The organism is Pseudomonas sp. MM227 (assembly GCF_947090715.1).
Taxonomy (GTDB): Bacteria; Pseudomonadota; Gammaproteobacteria; order Pseudomonadales; family Pseudomonadaceae; genus Aquipseudomonas; species Aquipseudomonas baltica.
Genome location: NZ_OX352319.1, coordinates 810,335 through 835,357, shown reverse-complemented (window position 1 = coordinate 835,357; position 25,023 = coordinate 810,335). Strand labels below are relative to the sequence as shown.

Genomic DNA, 25,023 nt, shown 5'->3' with positions numbered 1-25,023 from the left:
TGCTACCCCTTGACCGCGCCGGCCGTGAGCCCGCGCAGGAAATACTTGCCAGCGAAGATGTAGACCAACAGCGTCGGCAGGCCGGCGATCATTGCCGCTGCCATGTCCACGTTGTATTCCTTGACCCCGGTACTGGTGTTGACCAGGTTGTTCAATGCCACGGTGATCGGCTGTGCATCGCCGCTGGCGAACACCACGCCGAACAGGAAGTCGTTCCAGATCTGGGTGAACTGCCAGATCAGGCAGACCATGACGATCGGGATCGACATGGGCAGCAGGATCTTGCCGAAGATGGTGAAGAACCCGGCGCCATCCAGGCGTGCGGCCTTGACCAGTGCGTCCGGCACGCTCACGTAATAGTTGCGGAAGAACAGCGTGGTGAATGCCAGCCCATACACCACGTGCACCAGCACCAGCCCGGTGGTGGTGTTGGCCAGGCCGAACTTGCCCAGGGTGAATGACGCCGGCAACAGTACGGTCTGGAACGGCAGGAAGCACCCGAACAGCAGCAGGCCGAAGAACAGTTGCGAGCCGCGAAACTTCCACATCGACAGCACATAGCCGTTCATGGCACCGATGAAGGTAGAGATCAGCACGGCAGGAACGGTGATCATCACCGAGTTCCAGAAGTACCCACCCACCGAACCCCAGGCCTTGACCCAGCCGATGGCAGTGAACACTTCCGGCAGGCTCAGCAGGTTGCCGGTGCGGATGTCGTCGGGTGTCTTGAAGCTGGTTAGCAGCATCACCACCAGCGGCACCAGGTAGATGGCCGCGGCCAGCAGCAGCACGGCGTAGATCGCCACGCGACTGAAGGTCAGGGCCGGTTTGCCGGTCATAGGGTTCATTGACGTTTGCCCCGCAGTTCGGAGTACAGGTAGGGCACCAGGATGGCCAGGATCGCGCCGAGCATCAGCATGGCGCTGGCCGACCCCTGCCCCATCTGGCCCCGGCTGAAGGTGAAGGCGTACATGAACATCGCGGGAAGGTCCGACGAGTAGCCCGGCCCTCCCGCCGTCATCGCAGCTACCAGGTCGAAGCTCTTGATGGCGATGTGCGCAAGAATCATGAAGGCGCTGAAAAACACCGGACGCAGGCTCGGCAGGACGATGCGCAGGTAGATGGTGGGCAGGCTGGCGCCGTCCACCTGGGCGGCACGAATGATCGACTGGTCGACGCCACGCAGGCCGGCCAGGAACAGCGCCATGACGAAGCCCGAGGCCTGCCAAACGGCCGCGATCACCAGGCAGTAGACCACCCGGTCCTGGTCAACCAGCCAGTCCAGGCGAAAGCCTTCCCAGCCCCAGTCGCGCAGCAGTTTGTCCAGGCCCATGCCCGGGTTGAGCAGCCACTTCCAGGCGGTACCGGTGACGATCATCGACAGCGCCATGGGATATAGGTAAATGGTGCGCAGGAAGCCTTCGCGGCGAATGCGCTGGTCCAGCAGCACTGCCAGGAATACCCCCAGCACCAGGCTGATGAAAATGAACAGGCCACCGAAGACCGCGAGGTTCTTGCTCGCGACCCACCAGCGATCGTTGTCCATCAGCCGCGCGTACTGCGCAAGGCCCGCCCACTTGTAGTTGGGCATGAAGCTTGAAGTGGTGAAGGACAGCACCAGGGTCCACAGGATGTAGCCGTAGAAGCCCACCAGCACGATCAGCATGCTCGGTGCCAGCACCAGCTTGGGCAGCCAGCGCTGCAGGGCGTCCAGGGGCGAAGCCCTGCGCATTACAGCAGTTGAGCTCATGTTGAGATGTCCGCTTCGTTGGATAGTGTGTAGCTGGAACCATTGGGTCTGGCGGCGAGTTCATTCGCGGGTAGAACCCGCTCCCACAGGAGTCCCGGTTGCCGCAGCATCCTAGGTGGGAGCGGGTTCTACCCGCGAATGAGGCGCCGCAAGCCCTTGCCTTACTTGGCCGAACTGATGGCCTTGGCCAGCTGCGAGGCGGCCTTCTGCGGATCAGCCTGGGGATTGTTGATGTAGTTGGTCACCACATCGAAGATCGCGCCCTGCACCGCCAGCGTCGTCGCCATGTTGTGCGCCATGCTCGGCTGCAGGCCGCCGGTCTTGTCGTCGGCCAGGAAGTCCTTGGCCGCCGTCTGGGCGCAGGCGTCGAAGCCCAGCTTGTCCATCTCGGCGAGCATGTCGGTACGTACCGGGATCGAACCCTTGTTCATGCTGAAGACTTTCTGGAAGTCGGTGCCCAGTGCAACCTTGGCCAGGTCTTGCTGCGCGGCCATGTCGTCCTTGTTCTTGAGTTCGAACACGGCCAGCGAGTCGATGTTGTAGGTGAAGGCTTTCTCGGTGCCGGGGAAGGCCACGCACTGGTAATCCTTGCCGGCCACCTTGCCTGCCGCGGTCCACTCGGATTTGGCCCAGTCGCCCATCATCTGCATGCCGGCCTTGCCATTGATGACGTCGGCAGCCGCGATGTTCCAGTCACGCCCGGCACGGTTGGGGTCCATGTAAGTTGCGACCTTCTTCAGCTCGGTGAACGCCTTGACCATCTGTTCACCCGTCAGGGTGCTCTCATCGAGGTCGACGAAGGCTTTCTTGTAGCCGTCTGCGCCCATGACCGACAACACCACGTCTTCGAACACGGTGCTGTCCTGCCATGGCTGACCACCATGGGCCAGCGCGATGAAGCCCTTGGCCTTGAGCTTGTCGCCGGCTGCATAGAATTCTTCGAGGGTAGTCGGCGCCTTTTCGATACCAGCTTTCTTGAACACCTCGGGGTTGATCCACAGCCAGTTCACCCGGTGGATGTTCACGGGAACGGCCACATACTCGCCGTCGTACTTGACGGTGTCAGACACCTTCTTGACCAACAGGCTGTCCCACTTCTCATCCACGGCAACCTGCTTCAGGGCTTCGGTGCTGAGCAGCCCGGTGCTGCCCCATTCCTGGATGTCGGGGCCTTTGATCTGGGCAACGCCAGGAGGATTGCCAGCCATGGCGCGGCTCTTGAGCACGGTCATTGCGGTGGAACCGCCGCCGCCGGCCACGGCGCCGTCTTTCCAGGTGAAACCGTCTTTCTCCACCTGCGCCTTGAGCACGTCGACTGCTGCTTTTTCACCGCCGGACGTCCACCAATGCACCACTTCGACCGAACCTTTGGAGTCGGCAGCCAGGGCACTGAGCGGGAACACGGAGGCAAGGGAAACGACGATGGCGAGGCGGGAGAGCGAGTTCATGGGACATCCTTTTTTGTTGTTATGCAGATGCAAGTCTGATGCTTGCGTTGCATGAGAGTGTAAACATCGCCACAGGGGCGCAGGTAACGAAGGGATGGGGAAATGTCACCGACTGGTGACATTCGATCGGCTGGCGTGAGCACGCATGAACGTCTCACACCGCCTTGCGTGGCAACACCAACGTCACGCGCAACCCGCCAGCCGGAAGATTCTGCAAGGTCACCTCGCCGCCATGGCTGTGGGCGATATTGCGTGCGATGCCCAGGCCCAGGCCGTAGCCCTGCTGAGTGCCGGCCAGACGAAAGTGCGGCTCGAAGACTTTCTGCAGCCGTTGCTCCGGCACCCCAGGGCCTTCGTCGTCGACGTACAACATGAAGGCCTCGGCGTCGTCATGGATGGACAAGTGCGCGCGGTCGCCGTACTTGAGTGCGTTGTCGATCAGATTGCCGATGCAGCGCTTGATCGCCAGCGGCTTGCCGGTATAAGCCCGGCGCGCCTTGCCTTCCAGGGTCACTCGGCCGTTGCCGTGCGGCGCCAGATAGGGCTCTACCAGGCAGTCGAGTACCTGATCGAGATCGACCCGTTCGATGTTTTCGTGGATGTCGGTGTCTTTGACGCATTGCAGCGCGCCCTTGACCAGCAATTCCAGCTCGTCCAGGTCACGGCCGAACTTGGCTTCCAGGGCTGGATCGTCGAGCAGTTCGACGCGCAGCCGCAGGCGCGTGATGGGCGTGCGCAAGTCGTGGGAAATCGCACTGAACAGCTGGCTGCGCTCAGTCAGGTAGCGGCTGATGCGCTCGCGCATGGCATTCAGCGCACGCGCCACTTCCACCACCTCGCTGCCACCGCCGTCCATGGGCGGTTCGTTGCTCACCTCGCCCAACGACAGCTCGCGTGCGGCGCGGGCCAGGCGTTTCAGGGGCCGGCTTTGCCAGTGCACAAGCACGCCGATGAACAGCAGCAGGAACCCGCTGGTCAGGGCGATGAACCAGATCTGCTGGGCAGGCAGGCCCTCTTCCTCGAGCGTGGTATAGGGTTCGGGCAACAGCGAAGCGATGTACAGCCATTCGGTGGGTCCCAGGCGAATCTGGGTGACCAGCACCGGCGGGTTGACCGGTTCCAGGGTCAAGGCGTAGTGCGCCCAGGAGCGCGGCAGCTCGTCGAGCTTCAGGCCGCTATTGAAGATGCGCAGGTCGTCGGGGCTGACGAAGGCCACCGAGATATCCACGTCGACGCCCAGCTGGGTGCGGAGCACTGCAGAAACCGCATCGATCACTGCAGTCTTGCGCGCAGTCGATTCGAGCAGTTGCATACCCAGTGGCTTGTCGTTGAGCGAAACGAAAAAGCGCGTACCGCCCATACTGCGCAGCTGATCCAGGACCAGCGGCCGATAGGCCAGTGGCAAGGAGCGGAAATAGCTGACGCTGGCCGCCATGGAGTGGGCCAGGCTGCGGGCGCTGGTCACCAACCCTTCGAGCTGGGTGGCACGCAGCTGCGACAGCCAGATGACGCTGGACAAGCCCTGCGCCAGCAGCACCGCCAGCAGTGTCAGCAACAGCATGCGACCCAGCAGTGAGCGCGGCTTAAACAGGCGCAACGTGGGCCGCCAGCAAGTAGCCGCTACCACGTACCGTGCGGATCAGCCGCGAGGGTTTGTCATTGTCGCGCAGGCGTTGGCGCAGGCGGCTCACCGCCATGTCGACGATGCGATCCAGCGGCATCGGCTCGCGCCCGCGAGTGGCGTTGCCGATGGTATCGCGGTCGAGGATCTGCTGCGGATGGTCGAGGAACAGCTTGAGCAAGGCGAAGTCGGCACCGGACAGGAACACCTCTTCCCCGTCGGTGTGAAACAGGCGGTGGCTGACGGTATCCAGCCGCCAGTCGTCGAAGCCGAGTACTTCGCCACTGCGCTCGCTGGCGAACTGGCTGCGTCGCAGCAACGCCTTGATGCGCGCCTGCAGCTCGCGCGGGCTGAACGGCTTGCCCAGATAGTCATCGGCTCCCAGCTCGAGGCCGATCACGCGGTCGGCTTCGTCGGAGCTGGCGGTCAGCATGATGATCGGCACCTGGGCCATGCGCGGATGCTGGCGGATCCAGCGGCACAGGCTGAAGCCATCTTCGTCGGGCAGCATGACGTCGAGAATCACCAGGTCGGTGCCGACCTCGGCGCCAAGCGCTTCGCGAAAGCCCGCGCCATCGGCCGTGGTGCGCACGGCGAAACCGGCGCGGCTAAGGTAGGTGTCCAGCAGTTCGCGGATGTCCTGATCGTCATCGACCAGCAGGATCGATTTGCCGACAGTGCTCACGTGGGCGTCCTTGTTGTCATTGCCGGGTCGATACGCCCGGCTTTTTTCAAGGGCTGATTAAACGCTCAAGCCTGCGCCTGTTGCAAGGCCACGCCTGCGCCCAACAGCCCGGAGAACTCGGCCGTGACCACCCACACCGGGATGCCCTTGAAGTAATCGCTCATGCAGCCCTTGTCGGCGAAGCTCTCGGCGAAACCGCTTTGCATGAAGATGTCGAGAAAGCGCGGGATCACGCCACCGACGATGTACACGCCGCCCCGACCACCCACGGTCAGCACGTTGTTGCCCGCCACCCTGCCCAGGAAGCGGCAGAATTGCTCCAGGGTTTCCCGAGCGACGGGGTCGCCGGCAAGCCCGGCGTCGGTAACTTCCGCCGGCGAGGTGCAGGAAGGCGTGTGGCCGTCTACTTCGCACACAGTTTGATACAACCGTAACAACCCACCACCGCTGAGAATCGTCTCGGCGCTGACGTGACCGATCTGTGCTTCGATGTGCGCGCGCAGTTGGGCTTCGCGCGCGCTGCCGACGGGCAGGTCGACATGGCCGCCCTCACCCGGCAATGCCATCCAGCCGTTGCGCAGGGCGATCAACGTGCCCACGCCCAGCCCCGTGCCTGGGCCGATGACCACTGCCGGACGTGCGGGATCCGCTTCGCCCTCGCAGACCAGCTGGTATTCATCGGGCTGTAGACGGGTCATGCCCAACGCCATGGCGGTGAAGTCATTGATCAGCAGCAGGTGCCCGATCTGCAGGCTTGCGCAGAATGCCTTGCGGCTCAGGCGCCAATGGCTGTTGGTGAAGCGGAACTCGTCACCGTCCACCGGGCCCGCTACCGCCAGGCACGCGGCGCCGATGTCGCCCTTCTGCAGCTTGAGGTCGGCCATGTACACGCCGATGGCGTGCTCGGGGCTGGTGTAGTCTGCCGTGGGGAAGACCCGAACCGAATGCAGTGCATCGTTTTCCCAGAGGGCGAAACGTGCGTTGGTACCGCCGATGTCGCCGATAAGGGCGAGTGTCATCGCAAAATCTCCAACCCCGAAGTGAAGGCACTGGCGCCTTGCTCGGCCGAGCTGAAGGCTTGGCGCATGAACCCGAACAGTTCACGCCCGCACCCTACGCCATTGGCCAAGGTGCCGACCGCCGGGGTGCGGCTGGCCAGCGTCTGGGCATCGACGCGTACCTGCAAGGTACCTTCGACACCGTCGACCCGGATGATATCGCCATCGCGCACCAAGGCCAACGGGCCACCGCTGGCCGCCTCGGGACTGACGTGAATCGCGGCGGGAATCTTGCCGGACGCGCCGGACATGCGCCCGTCGGTGACCAGCGCGACCTTGAAGCCGCGATCCTGCAGCACGCCGAGAAAAGGCGTCATCTTGTGCAGTTCCGGCATGCCGTTGGAGCGCGGCCCCTGGAAGCGCATGACCGCGACGAAATCCTTTTCCAGTTCGCCGGCCTTGAACGCATCGGCCAGCTCCTGCTGGTCCTGGAACACGCGGCACGGCGCCTCCACTACTTGGTTCGCCAACGCCACGGCAGACACTTTCATGACGCCCCGACCCAGATTGCCTTCCATCACGCGCAATCCGCCCTCGGCCGAGAAAGGCCGTGCCACGGGGCGCAGGATGGTTTCGTCGAGGCTCGCCTCGGGACCCTCGCGCCAGACCAGCCGACCCTCTTGCAGAAACGGTTCGCGGGTATAGCGGCTCAGGCCATGACCGGCAACCGTGTTCACGTCCTCGTGCAACAGGCCCGCTGCGAGCAGCTCGCGAATCAGGAAAGCCATGCCGCCAGCTGCCTGGAAATGGTTGATGTCAGCCTTGCCGTTTGGATAGACATTGGACAGGGTGGGCACCACTTCGGACAAATCAGCCATGTCCTGCCAGGTCAGGATGATGCCCGCAGCCATGGCGATCGCCGGCATGTGCAGGGTGTGGTTGGTCGAACCGCCCGTCGCGTGCAGGGCGACGATCGAATTCACCAGCGACTTTTCATCGACGATGCGGCCGATGGGCGTGAACTCGCCGTTGGCCTTGGTCAGGCGTGTCACCTGATGGGCCGCCTCGTGAGTCAGCGCATCGCGCAGCGGTGTGTTGGGATTGACGAACGAGGCCCCCGGCAGGTGCAACCCCAGCACTTCCATGAGCAACTGGTTGGTGTTGGCCGTGCCGTAGAACGTGCAGGTGCCCGGACTGTGGTAGGACTTCATCTCCGATTCGAGCAATTCTTCACGGCTCGCCTTGCCCTCGGCATAACGCTGGCGAACATCGGCCTTCTCCTTGTTGGAGATGCCCGACGGCATCGGCCCGCCGGGGACGAAGACCATCGGCAGATGGCCAAAGCGCAGCGCGCCCATCATCAGGCCCGGGACGATCTTGTCGCAGATGCCGAGCATCAGGGCGCCATCGAACATGTTGTGGGACAAGGCCACGGCCGTGGACAGCGCGATGGTTTCACGACTGGCCAGGCTCAGTTCCATGCCAGCCTCGCCTTGGGTCACGCCATCGCACATGGCCGGCACGCCACCGGCGAACTGGCCGACCGAGCCGATCTCGCGCAACGCCTGCTTGAGCTGCTCCGGGTAGGTTTCGTAGGGCTGGTGCGCCGAGAGCATGTCGTTATATGACGAAACGATTGCGATGTTTGTCGCATTCATCATGCGCAGTTGGTGCTTGTCTTCGGTGCCGCACCCCGCTACTCCGTGGGCAAAGTTCGCACACTGCAGCTTGCCGCGCATGGGCCCGTCGCTGGCGGCGCTGTCGATCAGTTGCAGGTAGTGCTTGCGGGTAGCTTGGCTACGCGCAATCAGCCGTTGGGTGACCTCAAGGACGCGGGGATGCATGTGAAGAACTCCAGGCTTTGGGGGCGACCTCTGCAACACTCTGTCCGAACTACGACCCATGTCAGGGCTCAAAGCCCTGCAGGCAAGAATCGATGTGAAGGAAGGGTTGTACCGGTCACTCGTTGTAGATAGAACAAAATATTGCCACTAAAAAGGCTTGTTTTCTATTTCTATGCGAATAATCTTGTAATTCCAACAACAAAACAGATTACGTGACCTGCTTGCCCGGACCTGATCCAAGGGGAATCACTCAATCTGATCACAGGAATCACTCATGACCATTCGCATAGCAATCAACGGTTTTGGCCGCATCGGCCGCAATGTCCTGCGGGCACTCTATACCCAAGGCTACCGTCAGGACCTGCAGGTCGTCGCCATCAACGACCTGGGTGACAGCGCGATCAACGCCCACCTGCTCAAGTACGACACGGTGCATGGCACCTTCGACGGCACGGTCGAGCACGACAAGGAAGGCCTCACGGTGAATGGCGACCGCATCTCGGTCAGTGCCATCCGCAACCCGGCGGAACTGCCGTGGAAGGCCGAGAACATCGACGTGGTGTTCGAGTGCACCGGCCTGTTCACCGACCGTGAAAAGGCTGCCGCGCACCTGACGGCCGGCGCGCGCAAGGTGATCATCTCGGCACCGGCCAAGGGCGCCGATGCCACCGTGGTGTATGGCGTCAACCACGACGTGCTGCGTCAGTCCCACGAAGTGATCTCCAACGCTTCTTGCACCACCAACTGCCTGGCCCCGGTGGCCCAGGTGCTGCACCGCGAGCTGGGCATCGAGCAGGGCCTGATGACCACCATCCACGCCTACACCAACGACCAGAACCTGATCGACGTGTACCACAGCGACCCCTACCGCGCCCGCTCGGCGACCCAATCGATGATCCCCAGCAAGACCGGCGCTGCCGAAGCCGTTGGCCTGGTGCTGCCGGAGCTGGCCGGCAAGTTGACCGGCATGGCGGTGCGCGTGCCGGTGATCAACGTCTCGCTGGTCGACCTGACCTTGAACCTTTCGCGCGAAGCCAGCCGCGACGAGATCAATGCGCTGATGCATGCCGCTGCCGAGCAGTCCAAGGTGCTGGGCTACAACACCCTGCCGCTGGTTTCCACCGACTTCAACCACAATCCGCTGTCGTCGATCTTCGATGCCAACCACACCAAGGTCAACGGCAAGCTGGTCAAGGTCATGGCCTGGTACGACAACGAGTGGGGCTTCTCGAACCGCATGCTGGACAACTGCCTGGCGCTAATCAACGCCAAGTAAGGCCCCATAGCGGCTGGATACGGTGGATGCCGTCTCCAGCCGCGATACCTCTTGCAAAGATCGCGACTTGACCAGGCGCACAGATGAGAAGCATTATCATCTTCTGCTTTCCGTCCGGGCAATTCCGTGAGTCAATCACGCTTCAATTCCGTTTTTCTCTCCCAACGCTTGAGTCTGCTGCGCACCCTTCAGCGCATGGTACGCAACCCCAGCACCGCCGAAGACCTGCTTCAGGAAACCTACCTGAGGGTGAATCGTGCCCTGAGTGAGCGACGCATCGAGCACCTCGAACCCTTCGTGTTTCAGACAGCACGCAATCTGGCCCTGGATTATCTGCGCTCACGGCGAGTGCACGAGCGAACCATGGTCGAAGATGTGCCCCTAGACGTGCTACAAGGCATTGCAGCAGTGGCCAGCAGTCCGGACGAGGTCGCCCATGCTGAGCGGCTTCTGGCCAGGCTGACCGTGAGCCTGGCTCGACTGACGCCGCGCCAGCAGCGGATTTTCATCCTGAGCCGAGTGCATGGCAGCAGTTATGTGGAAATTGCCCATGAGCTGCACGTCTCGGCAAGCACCGTGCAAAAGGAATTGAAATTGATCATGGCGATCTGCATCGGTGTCGCCCAGCGCCTGGAGGAGCATCCGTGAATCGGCAGCATCTACCAGAGCGAGCGCCACCGACGCCTGCCATGGAGCAAGCCATCGATTGGTTGATTGCCCAGCCTTGCACCGACCCCACCGAGCAAAGGGCATTCGAGGCCTGGCTGCTGGCCGACCCCGAACATGCCGCGGCATTCGAGCAGGCCCGCGCGGTATGGCACGGCGCGCCGGTTCACCAGGCCGCCGTCGCTCTGCAAGCGCGGCGCCGACCGCCGGCCTGGCGTCGGCATTGGAAACCACTGGCTACCGCCGCAATGCTGGTGGTAGGCGTATTGAATTTCACCCACCTGCCGCTGCGCGTACAGGCCGCTCATCTGACCCAGGTCGGCGAACGGCAACACCTGCAGCTGGAAGACGGTTCCAAGGTACTGCTCAACACCGATTCGGCTTTCTCCAGCCGCATCGACACCCGGCAACGCAGCGCACGCCTGTACGAAGGCGAAGCCTTTTTCGAGGTGCCTCCCAGCCGTCGGCAACCCCTGAAGGTGCAAGCAGGCCCGGTGCGTGCCGATGTGCTCGACAGTGCCTTCGCCGTGAGCTACCACGATGGCCAGGCGCAAGTGCGGGTGCAGCGCGGCAACGTCGACCTCAGCGCCAGCCACGACGAGACGGTGCGCCTGAACGCCGGCGACAGCATACGCATCGGCCCCAGGGGATTCGGCACGCGTGAGCGGCTCGATCCACAGAAGGATCTGGCCTGGGTCCACGGTCGTTTGATCTTCGAGAACCGCCCAATGGGCGAGGTACTTGCCGAACTTCGGCGCTATTACCCGGGGTGGATCATCAGCACCGACAAGAAGCTCGAACAGGTGGCAGTAACCGGCAATTACCGCCTGGACAACCCGCTCGAAGTGGTTCGCTCGTTGGCTCAGGTGACGTCGGCACAGGTGCGGGAGTTTCCGGCGCTGGTCATCCTGAACTGACGAATACGTCATTGCCATGAACCGAGACACCGCATAATTATTTTTACGCTGTAGCGCTTCCCCATCCGTCTAGTCATAGCCAATGCAACTGATTCGCATTCGGATCGGTAACACTATAACGACACGCGACAGGGAGCGCTTTCGATGTCCAAAGGTTTCACTCGTCCTCAGTTTCACCACTCGGTGCTCACCGCTGCCCTGCTGCTGGCCGCCGTGCCTGCCGTAGGCAGCGCTGCGGAGCCGACACCGAACAGCGCCCGCATCAGCGTCAATCACGCCTTCAGCATCGCTCGGCAGCCTCTGGCGTCGGCCTTGAACGGCTTCAGCACCACGACGGGCTGGCAAGTCGGACTGCCCGCCGAGCTTGCCCAGAACGTCATTTCACCCGGCGCGTGCGGTAACCTGACGCCGGAACAGGCACTGGATCGGCTGCTCGCAGGGACACCCTTGCGCTACCGGAAAATCAGCGCCAACAATGTCGTGCTCGAGCGCAGCTCGCCGGGCGCCGTGATCGCCCTGCAACAGATGACCGTCAGCGCCACACGCCAGGAACAAAGCGCCGACAGCGTCCCGAGTACCGTCAGCGTCCAGGGCCGCACGCAGCTGGACCGTGACAACGTCAACACCCTTCAGGACCTGGTGCGTTACGAACCGGGCGTCTCCGCAGGCGGCACCGGTTTGCGCAGCGGCCTTACCGGCTACAACATTCGTGGTATCGACGGCGACCGTGTGCTCACCCAGGTCGATGGCGTCGAGGTGCCGGACAGCTTCTTCAACGGCCCCTATGCGCAAACCGAGCGCAATTACGTCGACCCGGAAATCGTCAAGCGTGTGGAAATCCTCCGCGGGCCGGCGTCGTCGCTCTACGGCAGCAGTGCCATCGGCGGGGTGGTCAGCTACTACACCCTGGACCCGGAAGACATCATCAAGCCCGGCAAGGATGTCGGCGCACGCCTGAAGACCGGTTACAGTTCGGCAGACGAAAGCTGGCTGAACTCGGCTACCGTGGCCGGCCATTCGGGTGACTTCGATGCCCTCCTGCACCTGAGCCAGCGCAATGGCCCCGAGACCGAATCCTACGGCGACCATACCAGCACAGGGCTGAGCCGCACCGCAGCCGACCCCAAGGACGTGCGCTCGACCAATGTCCTGGCCAAGCTGGGCTGGAACTACGCCGACGATGCTCGATTCGGGCTCACCTACGAAAATTACAAGGACGACCGCGATGTCGATCTGAAAAGTGCCTATGGCGGCCCCTATGCAAATGGCAGGCCGCTGAACTTCTATCAATCGCGCGGTGGCAATGACACCATCACCCGCGAGCGCTTCGGCTTGAATCACGACTTCGAGCTGGACAGCGTCGTGGCCGATCACATCAAGTGGAGCTTGAACTACCAGATCGCCAAGACCGACCAGCACACAGAAGAGCACTATGTCGTCCCGCGCGCGCGCGATGTGTTGCGAGCGCGTGACACTTTTTACAAAGAGCGCCAGTGGGTGTTCGACCTGCAACTGGACAAGGCCTTTGAGTTGGGACAAACCGATCACCTGCTGACCTACGGCACCAACATACGCCAGCAGAAGGTTACCGGCTCACGCAGCGGCTACGGGACCTGCTTGACCGTGATGGGCAGTTGCCGAGCCATCGGCGCCGACAGCGCGGCCGATCGCCTGGTCAAATCCAGCGACTTCCCCGACCCGACCATCAACACCTACAGCCTGTTCGCTCAGGACGAGATTCGCTGGAACCAGTGGACCTTGCGACCCAGCGCCCGCTATGACTACACCCAGCTCAAGCCCCGCCTGACCGATGAGTTCCTGCGCACGGTCAACCCCACTGGCGAGTACACCGTGGCCGACAACGACCGGAACTGGCACCGGTTGTCACCCACGCTGGGCGTGACCTACGACTTCGATGACCACTACACCTGGTATGGGCAGTACGCCGAAGGCTTCCGCACACCTTCGGCCAAGGCGCTTTATGGCCGTTTCGAAAACCTTGGCGCAGGCTATACGGTCCAGCCCAATCCGGATCTGGAACCGGAAAAAAGCAGAAGTTATGAAACCGGCCTACGCGGCAAGTTCGAGGCAGGCACCTTCGATATCGCGGTGTTCTACAACCAGTACCGCGATTTCATCAACGAAGATGCGGTCAGCCCCGGGGCGACGTCCGCCGTGTTCCAAAGCAACAATATCAAGCATGCCACCATCAAGGGCGTCGAGCTCAAGGGCCGCTTGAACCTGGACAGCTTCGGTGCACCGCAAGGTCTCTACAGCCATGGCTCCATCGCATACGCCCGTGGCGAGAACGAAGACAACGGCCAACCGATCAACAGCGTCAATCCGCTCAAGGGTGTATTCGGCCTGGGCTACGAGCAGCAGCAGTATGGTGGCCTGCTCAGTTGGACACTGGTCAAGCGGCAGAACCGAGTGGACAGCAGCGCGTTCAAGTCGCCGGACGGCAGCGGTGTGTTCAAAACGCCTGGCTTCGGCATCCTCGACCTGGCCGGTTACTACAAGGTCACCGACGACGTCACGGTCAACGCCGGCCTGTACAACCTCACCGACAAGAAATACTGGCTATGGGACGACGTGCGCAGTTATGACGGCGTGGGCGAAGCGGCGGTGACATCACCCGCCAACCTCGACCGCCTCACTGCTCCCGGTCGTAATTTCGCGATCAATCTGGTTTGGGACATCTGATAATGGCACTGTAGGGGCAGATAACCGCTGCCCCTGTGGTGGGATTTTTTTACGGTCCGCTGTGAGTTGATTCGTCTCGTCTAAACAGCACCGCATTTTTCAAGGAACTCGCAATGACCGTCACCGAGCACATTCAGGACCACGCCCCACTGCGCTCCGCTCGCTTGCGCGCGATCAGCCAGGCGTTGCACGACAGCCTGGAAAACACCGTGGCCCGCTACGCGCCATTCGATACGCCGCAAAGCTATGCGCGCTTTCTGCAGATGCAGTACCTGTTCCAATCCGAGTTGCAACACCTGTACAACGACCCGGCCCTGATCGCCTTGTTTCCCGATCTGCCCGAGCGCTGCCGCGCAGAGGCGGCCAAGGCCGATCTGATCGATCTGGGCGTGGCCATTCCGCAACCTGTTCCGGGCGCCCTCAGCGAGCCCAGTCAGGCCACGGCGCTCACCTGGATTCGCGTCTCCGAAGGGTCTAAACTCGGCGCCGCCATCCTGATCAAACGGGCTAACGCCTTGGGTTACACCGCCAGTTTCGGTGCTCGCCATTTGGCCGAACCCGAGGGCGGGCGCGGCAAGGGCTGGAAAGCCTTCAACGCGATCTTCGACGCCCTGCCGTTCAGCGCGGCTGAAGAAGCGCAAGCTGATCAGGCGGCCAACGATGCGTTTGCGCGCTTGCAGGTGCTGCTGCAACACACCTACGCCGACCACAAGGAAACGGCGCCGGCCTGACCCCCACTGTATGGAACTCATGGACAACCCTCGCCCGCTCCCCTCAAAGCTGGCCCGCGTGCTTTACGGCCTGCTGGCCTATACCAGCCTGATCATCGGGTTGATCGCCATCGTGGTGCCGGGGTTGCCCACCACCGAGTTCATCCTGCTGGCCGCGTGGGCGGCGACCAAAAGCTCACCGCGGCTGAGCGCCTGGCTGGAGAACCACAAGCTGTTCGGCCCGATGTTGCGGAACTGGCGCAATGGCAAGGTCATAACCCGTCGAACCAAGGTCAGCGCAACCGTCAGCATGGTCCTCTGTTCAGTGCTCATGTGGTTTACCCTCAAGCAGCACTGGCCGGTGTACGCGGCGATCTCCGGCATGGTGCTGGTCAACCTGTGGATCTGGTCGCGGCCCGAACGCATCAACCCCCAGCGCTGAGCACGCCCGCGTAGGTGCTACAGCTTTGTGCGATGGCAAGGCATACTGCATCCCTCCGCTGTCCGGAATGCTCGAGACCCCATGCGTATCCACGTCAGCTTCATCGATCGTGTCGGCATCACCCAGGAAGTGCTGGCCCTGCTGGGGGCGCGCAACCTCAACCTCGACGCAGTCGAGATGGTCCCGCCCAACGTCTATATCGACGCACCGACCCTCAGCCCGCTGGTGCTGGAAGAACTGCACGATGCGCTGTTCCGGGTGCGGGGCGTGGAGGACGTGCGCGTGGTCGATATTCTTCCAGGACAACGCCGGCACCTGCAGCTTGAAGCCTTGCTGGCCGCCATGGGCGATCCAGTGCTGGCACTGGACAGTGCCGGCAATGTGCTGTTGGCCAACCCGGCTTTGGTCGAGCTGTACGGCCGCGAGCCCGCCGGACAGTCGGTGGCGGACCTGTTCGCCGATCCTGCCTTGCTCGGCGCCTTGCTCGAACAAGGGTTCCGTCTGCCACTGCGCGAGGTCAACCTGAATGGCCAGACGCTGTTGCTCGATGCCACACCCATCACCGACGCCGGTGCCCTGCTGACGCTATACCCGCCCAACCGCATGGGTGAGCGACTGGCCGCCCTGCACCACGACCACGCCGAAGGGTTCGATTCGCTGCTGGGCGACTCCGCACCGATCCGTGCGCTCAAGGCCCGGGCGCAACGTGTTGCGGCGCTGGATGCGCCGCTGTTGATCCAAGGCGAGACGGGCACGGGCAAGGAGCTGGTGGCGCGGGCCTGCCATGCCGTCAGCGCGCGCCACGGCGCGCCGTTCCTGGCGCTCAACTGCGCCGCCCTGCCGGAAAACCTCGCCGAGAGCGAGCTGTTCGGCTATGCCCCCGGCGCGTTCACCGGCGCCCAGCGCGGTGGCAAGCCGGGGCTGATGGAACTGGCCCACCAAGGCACGGTGTTTCTCGACGAAATCGGCGAAATGTCGCCGTACCTGCAGGCCAAGCTGCTGCGGTTCCTCAACGATGGCAGCTTTCGCCGGGTAGGCGGCGACCGTGAGGTCAAGGTGAACGTACGCATCCTCAGCGCCACCCACCGCAACCTGGAGCAGATGGTGGCCGAAGGCGCCTTCCGCGAAGATCTGTTCTACCGCTTGAACGTGCTCAACCTGAACGTGCCACCCCTGCGCGAGCGCGGCGAAGATATCCTGCTGTTGGCCCGTTATTTCATGCAGCAGGCCTGCACGCAGATTCAGCGACCGATGTGCCGACTGACGACGAGCACCTATCCGGCCCTGCTGGGCAACCGCTGGCCGGGCAACGTTCGGCAGTTGCAGAACGTGATCTTTCGCGCAGCCGCCGTCTGCGAAAGCAACACAGTCGACATCGGCGATCTGGACATTGCCGGCACCAGCGTGAGTCGACGCAACGACGGCGACGTCGTCAGCCTGGAGCAGGCCGTTGGCGCCTACGAAAAAGCACTTCTGGAAAAGCTGTACCCCAGTTACCCATCCAGCCGGCAACTGGCCAGCCGTCTACTGACATCTCACACGGCCATTGCCAACCGGTTGCGCAAGTATGGAATCGGTAGCGCGAACTGATACCGCAGAAGAACTGGCCTGTATCGATTTAAATACATCGTACGTAATTCGATACGACTCCTGTAGCAGCGGCGCAAGCCGCGTCCGGGCTCGCTTGGGTCCATGCAATAGACCGCGTCTACCGCCGACGCGGCTCGCGCCGCTGCTACAGGGGAATCAGGATATTTGCTGGTCTGGGTGTTTCGTAGCGTTTTCGTTACAGCCGTTGCGATCCTTGATGGGGGTGATTTGCCTGGAGCCCTTGCAGCCTGTGACTTTGGGAAATCTGGCAACCATCTTGCTAAGTAACCCTCATTGCTGAACCCCAAATCATTGCGGAGTTTCCATGAGCGAGTTGCGTTTCACCGTCGAACACGAATGGCTGCGCCTCGAAGCCGACGGTAGCGTCACAGTCGGTATCACCCCATTTGCCCAGAATGCTTTGGGCGACGTGGTCTTCGTGCAGTTGCCCGAACTGGCCCGCCATGCGTGCGATGCCGAGGTTTCGGTGCTGGAATCGGTGAAGGCCGCCAGCAGCATCAACATGCCCCTGGATGGCGAGATCGTCGAAGTCAACGCGGCACTCGATGCGGCTCCGGAACTGGTCAACCAGGACCCACTGGCCCAGGGCTGGTTCTTCCGGTTCATTCCCGACGACCTCGAACAGGTTCGCGCCTTGCTCGACCAGACCGCCTACGACAACCTGATCGCCGCCCAAGGCTGAGGACCCACCATGACTCGCGCCATTGCATTGCACACCGACAATGAATTCATCGCTCGCCACATCGGCCCAGGCCCGGCCGACGAGCAGGCCATGCTCGATTTTCTGGGTTTCGACAGCCTCGATGCCCTGAGCGCCAGCGTCATCCCCGAAAGCATCAAGGGCACCAGCGTGCTCGGTCTCTCTGCCGGGCAGAGCGAAGCCGATGCCCTTGCCGCGATCAAGGCCATCGCCCAGCAGAACCAACTGTTCAAGAACTACATCGGCCAGGGCTACTACAACACCCACACGCCGGCGCCGATCCTGCGCAACCTGTTGGAGAACCCCGCCTGGTACACGGCCTACACGCCGTATCAGCCGGAGATTTCCCAAGGCCGTCTGGAGGCGCTGCTCAACTTCCAGACCTTGATCAGCGACCTGACCGGACTGCCCATCGCCAATGCCTCGTTGCTCGATGAAGCGACCGCCGCCGCCGAGGCCATGACCTTCTGCAAACGGCTGAGCAAGAACAAGAACAGCCAGCGCTTCTTCGCCTCCAGCCATTGCCATCCACAGACCCTGGCCGTGCTGATCACCCGCGCCGAGCCGCTGGGTATCGAAGTGGTCATCGGCGACGAGCATGAGCTCGCCGACACCGACGGTTTCTTCGGCGCTCTGCTGCAGTATCCCGCCAGTAACGGCGACATTTTCGACTACCGTGAACTGGTAGAGCGCTTTCATGCTGGCAATGCCCTGGTAGCCGTAGCGGCTGACCTGCTCGCCCTGACGCTGCTCAGCCCTCCGGGCGAATTCGGTGCCGACGTCGCCATCGGCAGCGCCCAGCGTTTCGGCGTGCCACTGGGTTTCGGTGGCCCACACGCGGCGTACTTTTCCACCCGCGACAGCTTCAAGCGCGACATGCCTGGGCGCTTGGTCGGCGTGTCGGTGGATCGCCATGGCAAGAGCGCGCTCCGCCTGGCCATGCAGACCCGTGAACAGCACATCCGTCGCGAGAAGGCCACCAGCAACATCTGCACGGCCCAGGTGCTGCTGGCCAACATCGCCAGCATGTACGCGGTCTACCACGGCCCGGCCGGCCTGATCCAGATCGCGCGACGCACCCACCAGCTCACTGCCATCCTGGCACGTGGCCTGACCCAATTGGGCGTGCGCGTGGAGCAGCAACACTTCTTCGACACCCTGACCCTGGCCACCGGCGGCGCGACCGAGCGCCTGCACGAGCAGGCCCGGGCTGCAGGCATCAACCTGCGCGAAGTCGACGCGCAGCGCGTGGGCATCTCGCTGGACGAAACCACCCGCCAGGCCGACGTGGAAGCCTTGTGGCAGCTGTTCCACAACGCAAGCACGCAGGTGGTATTCCAGACCCTGGCCGATGAGGTCGGCGATCAACTGCCCGAGCCGCTGTTGCGCCAGTCGGCGATCCTGCAGCATCCGGTGTTCAATCGCTATCACTCGGAAACCGAGCTGATGCGCTACCTGCGCCGCCTGGCCGACAAGGACCTGGCCCTGGATCGCACCATGATCCCACTGGGCTCCTGCACCATGAAGCTCAATGCCGCCAGCGAAATGATCCCGGTGACCTGGGCCGAGTTCGGCCAGTTGCACCCTTTCGCACCGGCCGCGCAGAGCCGGGGCTATCAGTTACTGACCGACGAACTGGAGAGCATGCTGTGCGCGGCCACCGGCTACGATTCCGTGTCACTGCAACCCAACGCCGGCTCCCAAGGTGAATACGCCGGCTTGCTGGCCATTCGGGCCTACCACCAGAGCCGCGGCGAAGCGCACCGCGACATCTGCCTGATTCCATCCTCGGCGCACGGCACCAATCCGGCGACCGCGCACATGGCCGGGATGCGCGTCGTGGTCACTGCCTGCGATGCACGCGGCAACGTCGACATCGAAGACCTGCGCGCCAAGGCCATCGAGCACGGTGACAAGCTCGCCGCACTGATGATCACCTACCCGTCCACCCATGGCGTGTTCGAGGAAGGCATCCGCGAGATCTGCGCGATCATTCATGACCACGGTGGCCAGGTGTACATCGATGGCGCCAACATGAACGCCATGGTCGGCCTGTGCGCACCGGGCAAGTTCGGCGGCGACGTGTCCCACCTGAACCTGCACAAGACCTTCTGCATTCCCCATGGCGGTGGCGGCCCAGGTGTCGGCCCGATTGGCGTGAAAGCGCACCTGGCGCCGTTTCTGCCCGGCCATGCCGCGCTGGAGCGCAAACAGGGCGCGGTCTGCGCGGCCCCGTTCGGCAGCGCCAGCATCCTGCCGATCACCTGGATGTACATTCGCATGATGGGCGGCGACGGTCTCAAGCGTGCGTCCCAAGTGGCCATCCTCAACGCCAACTACATTGCCCGGCGCCTGGAACAGCACTACCCGATCCTCTATGCCGGCAGCAACGGCCTGGTGGCTCACGAGTGCATCCTCGACGTACGCCCACTCAAGGACAGCAGCGGCATCAGCGTCGACGACGTCGCCAAGCGCCTGATCGACTTCGGCTTCCATGCTCCGACCATGTCGTTCCCGGTGGCAGGTACCTTGATGATCGAACCGACCGAAAGCGAGTCGCTGGAAGAACTCGATCGGTTCTGCAACGCCATGATCCAGATCCGCGAAGAGATTCGCGCCGTCGAGGAAGGCCGTCTGGATCGCGAAGACAATCCGTTGAAGAATGCGCCGCACACCGCCGCCGAACTGGTCGGTGAGTGGACCCACGCCTACAGCCGCGAACAGGCGGTCTACCCGCTGCCGACGCTGCAGGAAAACAAGTACTGGCCGCCTGTGGGTCGGGTCGACAACGTTTTTGGGGATCGCAACCTGGTGTGCGCCTGCCCTTCCATCGAAGCCTATCAGCAAGCGTGACAACTGCGGCGCGCAGCGTTGATCGCTGCGCGCCCTGCCTCGCAAGGAACAAACAATGTCCGATGCCACTTTGCAAAAAACACCCCTGCACGCGCTGCACCTGGAACTGGGCGCGCGCATGGTGCCGTTCGCCGGTTACGACATGCCGGTGCAGTATCCGCTGGGCGTGATGAAGGAGCACCGCCACACCCGTGCCCAGGCCGGGTTGTTCGACGTGTCGCACATGGGCCAGATTCGCCTGACCGGCGCCGATGCCGCCAAGGCACTGGAGACGCTGGTGCCGGTGGACATCATCGACCTGCCCGTGGGCATGCAGCGCTATGCCATGTTCACCAATGAACAAGGCGGCATTCTCGACGATCTGATGGTGGCGAACCTGGGCAACGACACGTTGATGCTGGTCGTCAACGCCGCCTGCAAGGATCAGGACCTGGCCCATCTGCACCACCACCTGAGCGGCCGCTGCACGATCGAAGCGCTGTTCGATTCCCGCGCACTGCTGGCCCTCCAGGGGCCGGCGGCCGTTGCAGTGCTTGCACGCCTGGCGCCGGAAGTCGCAGACATGACCTTCATGCAGTTCGCCAGCGTGAAGCTGCTGGGCGTTGAGTGCTACGTGAGTCGCTCGGGCTACACCGGCGAAGACGGCTTCGAGATTTCCGTGCCCAGCAGCGAGGCAGAAGCGCTTGCGCGCGCCCTGCTGGCCGAGCCTGAAGTGGAACCGATCGGCCTGGGCGCACGCGATTCGCTGCGCCTGGAGGCGGGCCTGTGCCTGTATGGCCATGACATGGACAGCGAGACATCGCCGATTGCGGCCAGCCTGCTGTGGGCCATCTCCAAGGCGCGCCGTGCCGAGGGTGCGCGCGCCGGTGGCTTCCCAGGTGCTGACATCATCTTTGCCCAGCAACGCGAAGGCGTTGCACGCAAGCGCGTCGGCCTGCTGCCGCAGGATCGCACTCCAGTGCGCGAAGGTGCGTCGATCATCAACGCTCAAGGAGTGGAAGTCGGCCGCGTGTGCAGCGGCGGGTTCGGCCCGACACTGGACGCGCCGGTTGCCATGGGCTACGTCGACGCCAGCGCCGCTGCCTTGGATAACGAACTGCAGGCCATCGTGCGTGGCAAGCCTGTGCCCTTGAAAGTTGCCAAGATGCCCTTCGTTGCTCAACGCTATTATCGTGGGTGAATGAAAGACCGGATATCCCTGCGAGTGCGCAAACAGTCGCTACTGGTAGATAAAAACTATGACGCGTCTATAAAGCGTCATGGTTCCACCGCACTTCGGCCCATGATTGCCACTGCTTGAATCCATTGGCGTCAAGGGAATAAGCGTCGTGCACGATCGTGGAGCAACGCGGCGGATACGGCCTGAAATGCGGCAAAAAAAGCTCGAAATGCGCAGGTTGCGAGGGCTTGTTTTTCTCGCTGAAGTTAGCGTAAAGTTTCTCCACTGTGTTTGCATGGGTCGCTTGGATCGTGACCTGGGCAGTAGCTCTGATCATTGCTACAACCCGTTCGACGTCTCTTACTTTCCTGCAAATCAGCCCAGTGATCTTTCATGTGAAAGACGCTGTTAATAATTCTAGGTTTCAAGGAAATTAAGCTATGTCGAATCGTCAAAGCGGTACCGTCAAGTGGTTCAACGACGAAAAAGGTTTTGGTTTCATCACCCCTGAGAGCGGCCCGGACCTGTTCGTACACTTCCGCGCCATTCAGGGCAACGGCTTCAAAAGCCTGAAGGAAGGCCAGAAGGTCACCTTCGTTGCCGTGCAGGGCCAGAAAGGCCTGCAGGCTGACGAGGTTCAAGCCGAGGCTTGATTCGAGCGTCGCCGAAAAGCCCCAGCGCTGATAGCCTGGGGCTTTTTTGTGGCCGCTCGGCCGACGTGACCGGCCAATTCTGCCCAAGGATCTTCGATGGCGCCCATTGCAGCGCACAACCTGCAGCCGGTACCGGCGAGCCTGGCTCGGCGCTTGGCCGCAGCGACCTACGACCTGATCCTGTGTCTGGCGCTGCTGATGGCTGCCGCCGGGCTGTACAAGCTGGCCCAGATGGGTTGGTACGGTGAGGCCCGTCTGCGCGTCCTTTCCGAGGCAGGTGCGCTGGATCACGATCCATGGCTGTCGCTGCTGCTGACGAGCCTGTCGTTCGCCTTCTTCGCTCGTTTCTGGACCCATGGCGGACAGACCCTGGGTATGCAGGCCTGGGGTATTCGCGTGCAGAACGTCGACGGCAGCACCGTCAGCCTCGGCCAGGCGCTGCTGCGCTTCGTGCTGGCACTGTTGTCCTGGCTGTGCCTGGGGCTCGGTTGGTGGTGGATGCTGATGGAGCGCCGCCAGCGCACCTGGCACGACTTGGGTTCAGGTAGCCAGGTCGTGCGGGTTGCCAAAGAAAAAACCGGCCACTGAGGGCCGGTTCGAAGGTGATCGCCAGGCGCTAACCAGCGCGTCGCAGCAGCCAGAGTCCCGCCACCGCGCAGATCGCCGCAGGCAACACCACCGCCAGTAGCGGCGGAAAGCCGAACACCAGGCTCGAAGGCCCGAGCAGGTCCTGGGCAATGCGGAACACGAAGCCCACCAGCACACCGGTGAACACGCGCTGGCCCAGGGTGACCGAGCGCAACGGACCGAAGATGAAGGAGATGGCCATCAACACCAATGCCGCCGTTACCAGCGGCTGCAGCACCTTGACCCAGAACGCCAGCCAGTACTGACCGTTGTTGAGACCCTGGTCGGCCAGGTAGTGGATATAGCCCCACAACCCGGAGATGGACAATGCTTCGGGTGCCACGATCACCGTGCTGAGCAACTGGGGGGTCAGGGAGACTTCCCAGCGCTCTTCGGCGGCCTTGACCACTTCGCTGCGATCGGCGTGAAACAGCGTGGTGGTGACGTCGTTCAGCTGCCAGTGATCGCCGTCGTATTGCGCCTTGCGGGCGAAACTGGCGCTGAGCATGTGGCGCTGGTCGTCGAAGCGATAGCGTGTCACCCCATACAGCAGGCCTCGTGGCTGCACCGTGTTGATGTGGATGAACTCGTCACCCTGGCGGTGCCACATGCCGTGCTTGCCGCTTTGCGCATCGCCACTGCCCAGGGCCAGCGAGCGCTCGGCCTGGGCCTTGTTCTCTGCCGGCGGGGCGACGTATTCGCCCACCAGTACGCCGACCACCATCAGCACCAGCATCGGCTTCATCACGGCCCAGACGATGCGCCCCACCGAGACGCCCGCCGCACGCATGATGGTCAACTCGCTGCTGCTGGCCAGGCTGCCGAGGCCGATCAGGCAGCCGATCAGGGCCGCCATCGGCAGCATGTCGTAGACCCGCCGCGGCGCGGTCAGGGCAACGTACTTGCCGGCATCGAGCAAGGTGTAGCTGTCGCTGATGTCGCCCATTTCGTCGATGAAGGCGAACAGCGAAGCCAGCCCGAGAATGATGCCCAGCACCGCGAGGATGGCGACCGCCACGCTCTTGCCGATGTAGCGATCAAGCTTGACCATGGGTCACCCCCTTGGCGCGACGGCTGGCACGGGCCAGCTTCATCGGTTCCCAGTACATCAGCAGCAGGCCGATGGCCAGGAACAGCACGTGCACCCACCACATGCCCAGCGCTGCGGGCAGGCGGCCTTTTTCCATGGCGCTACGCGCGGCGATGAGCAGAGTCAGGTAGGCCATGTACAGGAGGATCGCCGGCAGCAGTTTGAGGAAGCGTCCCTGCCGCGGGTTGACCCGTGACAACGGGACCGCCATCAGGGTCACGATGAACACCAGCACCGGCAGTGACAGGCGCCACTGCAGCTCGGCGCGCGGCCGTGGATCGGTGCTGCCCCACAGCTCGCCAGTGGGGATGGCCTCGCGGTCGGTGATGTCGCTGCTCACGTCGGGCTTGGGCAGGAGCACGCCATAGGTGTCGTACTGGATGGCGCGGTAGTTGGCCTCGCCCGGATTGCCGTCGTAGCGGAAGCCGTTTTCCAGGATCAGGTAGCGGTTGCCGTCGGCGCGCACTTCCTGGCGGCCTTTTTCAGCCACCAGCACGGAGATCCCACGGTCCTTGGCCTTGTCCTGGGACATGCGCTTCTCGGAAATGAACACGCCGCTGAGATCGACGCGGTTTTCCGAGAGGCTCTGGGTGTAGGTCACCCGTGTGCCATCGCGCAGCGCCTGGAAGCGACCGGGCACCAGGGTGTCGAATTCGGTCATGGCGTCCTGCTGGTTGATGATCGTGGCGACCTGGGCAACGCCCTGCGGAGCCAGGCTCAGGCTCAACCACGCCACCAGCAGGGCGACCAGCGTCGCCGGAGCCAGGGTGATGGCCAACAGGCGCTGCTGGCTCATGCCGGTGGCGGAAAGCACGGTCATCTCGCTTTCCAGGTACAGCCGCCCATACGCCAGCAGGATGCCCAGGAACAGGCCCAGCGGCAGGATCAGTTGCAGGAAGCCCGGCAGGCGGAAGCCCATGATCATGAACAGCACGCCGGGGTCCAGGATGCCGGACGCCGCCTGGGCCAGATACTTGATGAAGCGCCCGCTCATGATGATCACCAGGAGCACGGCACTCACGGCGCTCATTGTGATCATGACCTCACGGGACAGATAACGGAAAACGATCAAACCAGACACTCCAGGGTCGTCGCGCGCAGGCAGCCCGACAGGGGAACGTAGCAGCCAGGACAGGGGCCGGCCCGCTTGAGCGGGCCAGGTAAAAAGTCGCCGCATTATCCTGTGAAAGGCTGTGCCTGTCACTTAACAGCGGCATCGGGTGGACAATTACCGCCATGCAAAGGTTGCGAGCGGGCTGGGGCTGGGGTC

The 25,023-nt window shown here is 62.8% G+C and carries 21 protein-coding genes; 12 read left to right on the top strand and 9 right to left on the bottom strand.

The annotated features are described in order from the left end of the window. Window positions 1–2 precede the first annotated feature (2 nt). The 7 genes from ONG87_RS03670 to edd all read right to left on the bottom strand — a co-directional run bounded on the left by ONG87_RS03670 (window position 3) and on the right by edd (window position 8,346). Window positions 3–848 carry a carbohydrate ABC transporter permease gene (locus ONG87_RS03670; RefSeq protein ID WP_122479602.1) on the bottom strand — a complete coding sequence of 282 codons (846 nt, stop codon included), beginning with the start codon at window positions 846–848 and terminating at the stop codon, window positions 3–5. After that, window positions 845–1,750, bottom strand: a complete 906-nt coding sequence (locus tag ONG87_RS03665; RefSeq protein ID WP_122479603.1) for a carbohydrate ABC transporter permease — start codon at window positions 1,748–1,750, stop codon at window positions 845–847. The genes ONG87_RS03670 and ONG87_RS03665 overlap by 4 nt, the downstream gene beginning before the upstream one ends. A gap of 161 nt (window positions 1,751–1,911) precedes the next feature. Beyond that, window positions 1,912–3,198: an ABC transporter substrate-binding protein gene (locus ONG87_RS03660; protein ID WP_185794103.1), complete on the bottom strand. Its 1,287-nt coding sequence runs from the start codon at window positions 3,196–3,198 to the stop codon at window positions 1,912–1,914. 154 nt (window positions 3,199–3,352) lie between these two features. Beyond that, window positions 3,353–4,759 (bottom strand): ATP-binding protein, encoded by a 1,407-nt coding sequence (locus ONG87_RS03655; RefSeq protein WP_264382821.1) that lies wholly within the window; start codon window positions 4,757–4,759, stop codon window positions 3,353–3,355. 22 nt (window positions 4,760–4,781) lie between these two features. Next, a complete protein-coding gene (locus ONG87_RS03650; RefSeq protein ID WP_122479605.1) occupies window positions 4,782–5,504 on the bottom strand; it encodes a response regulator in 723 nt (240 codons plus the stop codon). 65 nt (window positions 5,505–5,569) lie between these two features. Beyond that, the gene (locus ONG87_RS03645) at window positions 5,570–6,523 is read right to left on the bottom strand and encodes a glucokinase (protein WP_122479606.1); all 954 of its coding nucleotides are present in this window, start codon (window positions 6,521–6,523) and stop codon (window positions 5,570–5,572) included. Beyond that, window positions 6,520–8,346 carry a phosphogluconate dehydratase gene (gene edd, locus ONG87_RS03640; protein ID WP_122479607.1) on the bottom strand — a complete coding sequence of 609 codons (1,827 nt, stop codon included), beginning with the start codon at window positions 8,344–8,346 and terminating at the stop codon, window positions 6,520–6,522. The genes ONG87_RS03645 and edd overlap by 4 nt, the downstream gene beginning before the upstream one ends. A gap of 274 nt (window positions 8,347–8,620) precedes the next feature. On the opposite strand from edd, the gene gap reads away from it, so the two are divergent. The 12 genes from gap to ONG87_RS03580 all read left to right on the top strand — a co-directional run bounded on the left by gap (window position 8,621) and on the right by ONG87_RS03580 (window position 22,624). Then, on the top strand, window positions 8,621–9,622 hold the full coding sequence (gene gap / locus ONG87_RS03635) for a type I glyceraldehyde-3-phosphate dehydrogenase (RefSeq protein ID WP_122713527.1): 1,002 nt from the start codon (window positions 8,621–8,623) through the stop codon (window positions 9,620–9,622). Between the two features lie 126 nt (window positions 9,623–9,748). Further along, entirely contained in the window at window positions 9,749–10,270 is a 522-nt protein-coding gene (locus tag ONG87_RS03630) for an RNA polymerase sigma factor (protein ID WP_122479609.1), read from the top strand. A gap of 41 nt (window positions 10,271–10,311) precedes the next feature. Further along, window positions 10,312–11,205, top strand: a complete 894-nt coding sequence (locus ONG87_RS03625) for a FecR domain-containing protein (RefSeq protein ID WP_264382820.1) — start codon at window positions 10,312–10,314, stop codon at window positions 11,203–11,205. Between the two features lie 144 nt (window positions 11,206–11,349). Beyond that, on the top strand, window positions 11,350–13,908 hold the full coding sequence (locus tag ONG87_RS03620; protein WP_264382240.1) for a TonB-dependent receptor: 2,559 nt from the start codon (window positions 11,350–11,352) through the stop codon (window positions 13,906–13,908). Window positions 13,909–14,021: 113 nt separating this feature from the next. Continuing rightward, window positions 14,022–14,639: a biliverdin-producing heme oxygenase gene (locus ONG87_RS03615; RefSeq protein ID WP_185794107.1), complete on the top strand. Its 618-nt coding sequence runs from the start codon at window positions 14,022–14,024 to the stop codon at window positions 14,637–14,639. A gap of 19 nt (window positions 14,640–14,658) precedes the next feature. Then, window positions 14,659–15,060 (top strand): YbaN family protein, encoded by a 402-nt coding sequence (locus tag ONG87_RS03610; protein WP_122479741.1) that lies wholly within the window; start codon window positions 14,659–14,661, stop codon window positions 15,058–15,060. Between the two features lie 81 nt (window positions 15,061–15,141). Further along, window positions 15,142–16,650 (top strand): sigma-54-dependent transcriptional regulator, encoded by a 1,509-nt coding sequence (locus ONG87_RS03605; protein ID WP_264382239.1) that lies wholly within the window; start codon window positions 15,142–15,144, stop codon window positions 16,648–16,650. A 325-nt stretch (window positions 16,651–16,975) separates the two neighbouring features. After that, window positions 16,976–17,353, top strand: a complete 378-nt coding sequence (gcvH, locus tag ONG87_RS03600) for a glycine cleavage system protein GcvH (protein WP_264382238.1) — start codon at window positions 16,976–16,978, stop codon at window positions 17,351–17,353. Window positions 17,354–17,362: 9 nt separating this feature from the next. Then, window positions 17,363–20,224 (top strand): aminomethyl-transferring glycine dehydrogenase, encoded by a 2,862-nt coding sequence (gcvP, locus tag ONG87_RS03595; RefSeq protein WP_185794109.1) that lies wholly within the window; start codon window positions 17,363–17,365, stop codon window positions 20,222–20,224. Between the two features lie 55 nt (window positions 20,225–20,279). Then, window positions 20,280–21,404 (top strand): glycine cleavage system aminomethyltransferase GcvT, encoded by a 1,125-nt coding sequence (gene gcvT, locus ONG87_RS03590; protein ID WP_264382237.1) that lies wholly within the window; start codon window positions 20,280–20,282, stop codon window positions 21,402–21,404. A gap of 419 nt (window positions 21,405–21,823) precedes the next feature. Next, window positions 21,824–22,036 carry a cold-shock protein gene (locus ONG87_RS03585; RefSeq protein WP_122479618.1) on the top strand — a complete coding sequence of 71 codons (213 nt, stop codon included), beginning with the start codon at window positions 21,824–21,826 and terminating at the stop codon, window positions 22,034–22,036. Between the two features lie 96 nt (window positions 22,037–22,132). Then, a complete protein-coding gene (locus ONG87_RS03580) occupies window positions 22,133–22,624 on the top strand; it encodes an RDD family protein (protein ID WP_264382236.1) in 492 nt (163 codons plus the stop codon). Window positions 22,625–22,652: 28 nt separating this feature from the next. On the opposite strand, the gene lptG is transcribed toward ONG87_RS03580, so the two are convergent. Further along, window positions 22,653–23,714 (bottom strand): LPS export ABC transporter permease LptG, encoded by a 1,062-nt coding sequence (gene lptG, locus ONG87_RS03575; protein ID WP_122479620.1) that lies wholly within the window; start codon window positions 23,712–23,714, stop codon window positions 22,653–22,655. Continuing rightward, on the bottom strand, window positions 23,701–24,825 hold the full coding sequence (gene lptF, locus ONG87_RS03570; RefSeq protein ID WP_122479621.1) for an LPS export ABC transporter permease LptF: 1,125 nt from the start codon (window positions 24,823–24,825) through the stop codon (window positions 23,701–23,703). Before lptF ends, lptG begins: the two co-directional genes overlap by 14 nt. Between the last annotated feature and the right edge of the window lie 198 nt (window positions 24,826–25,023).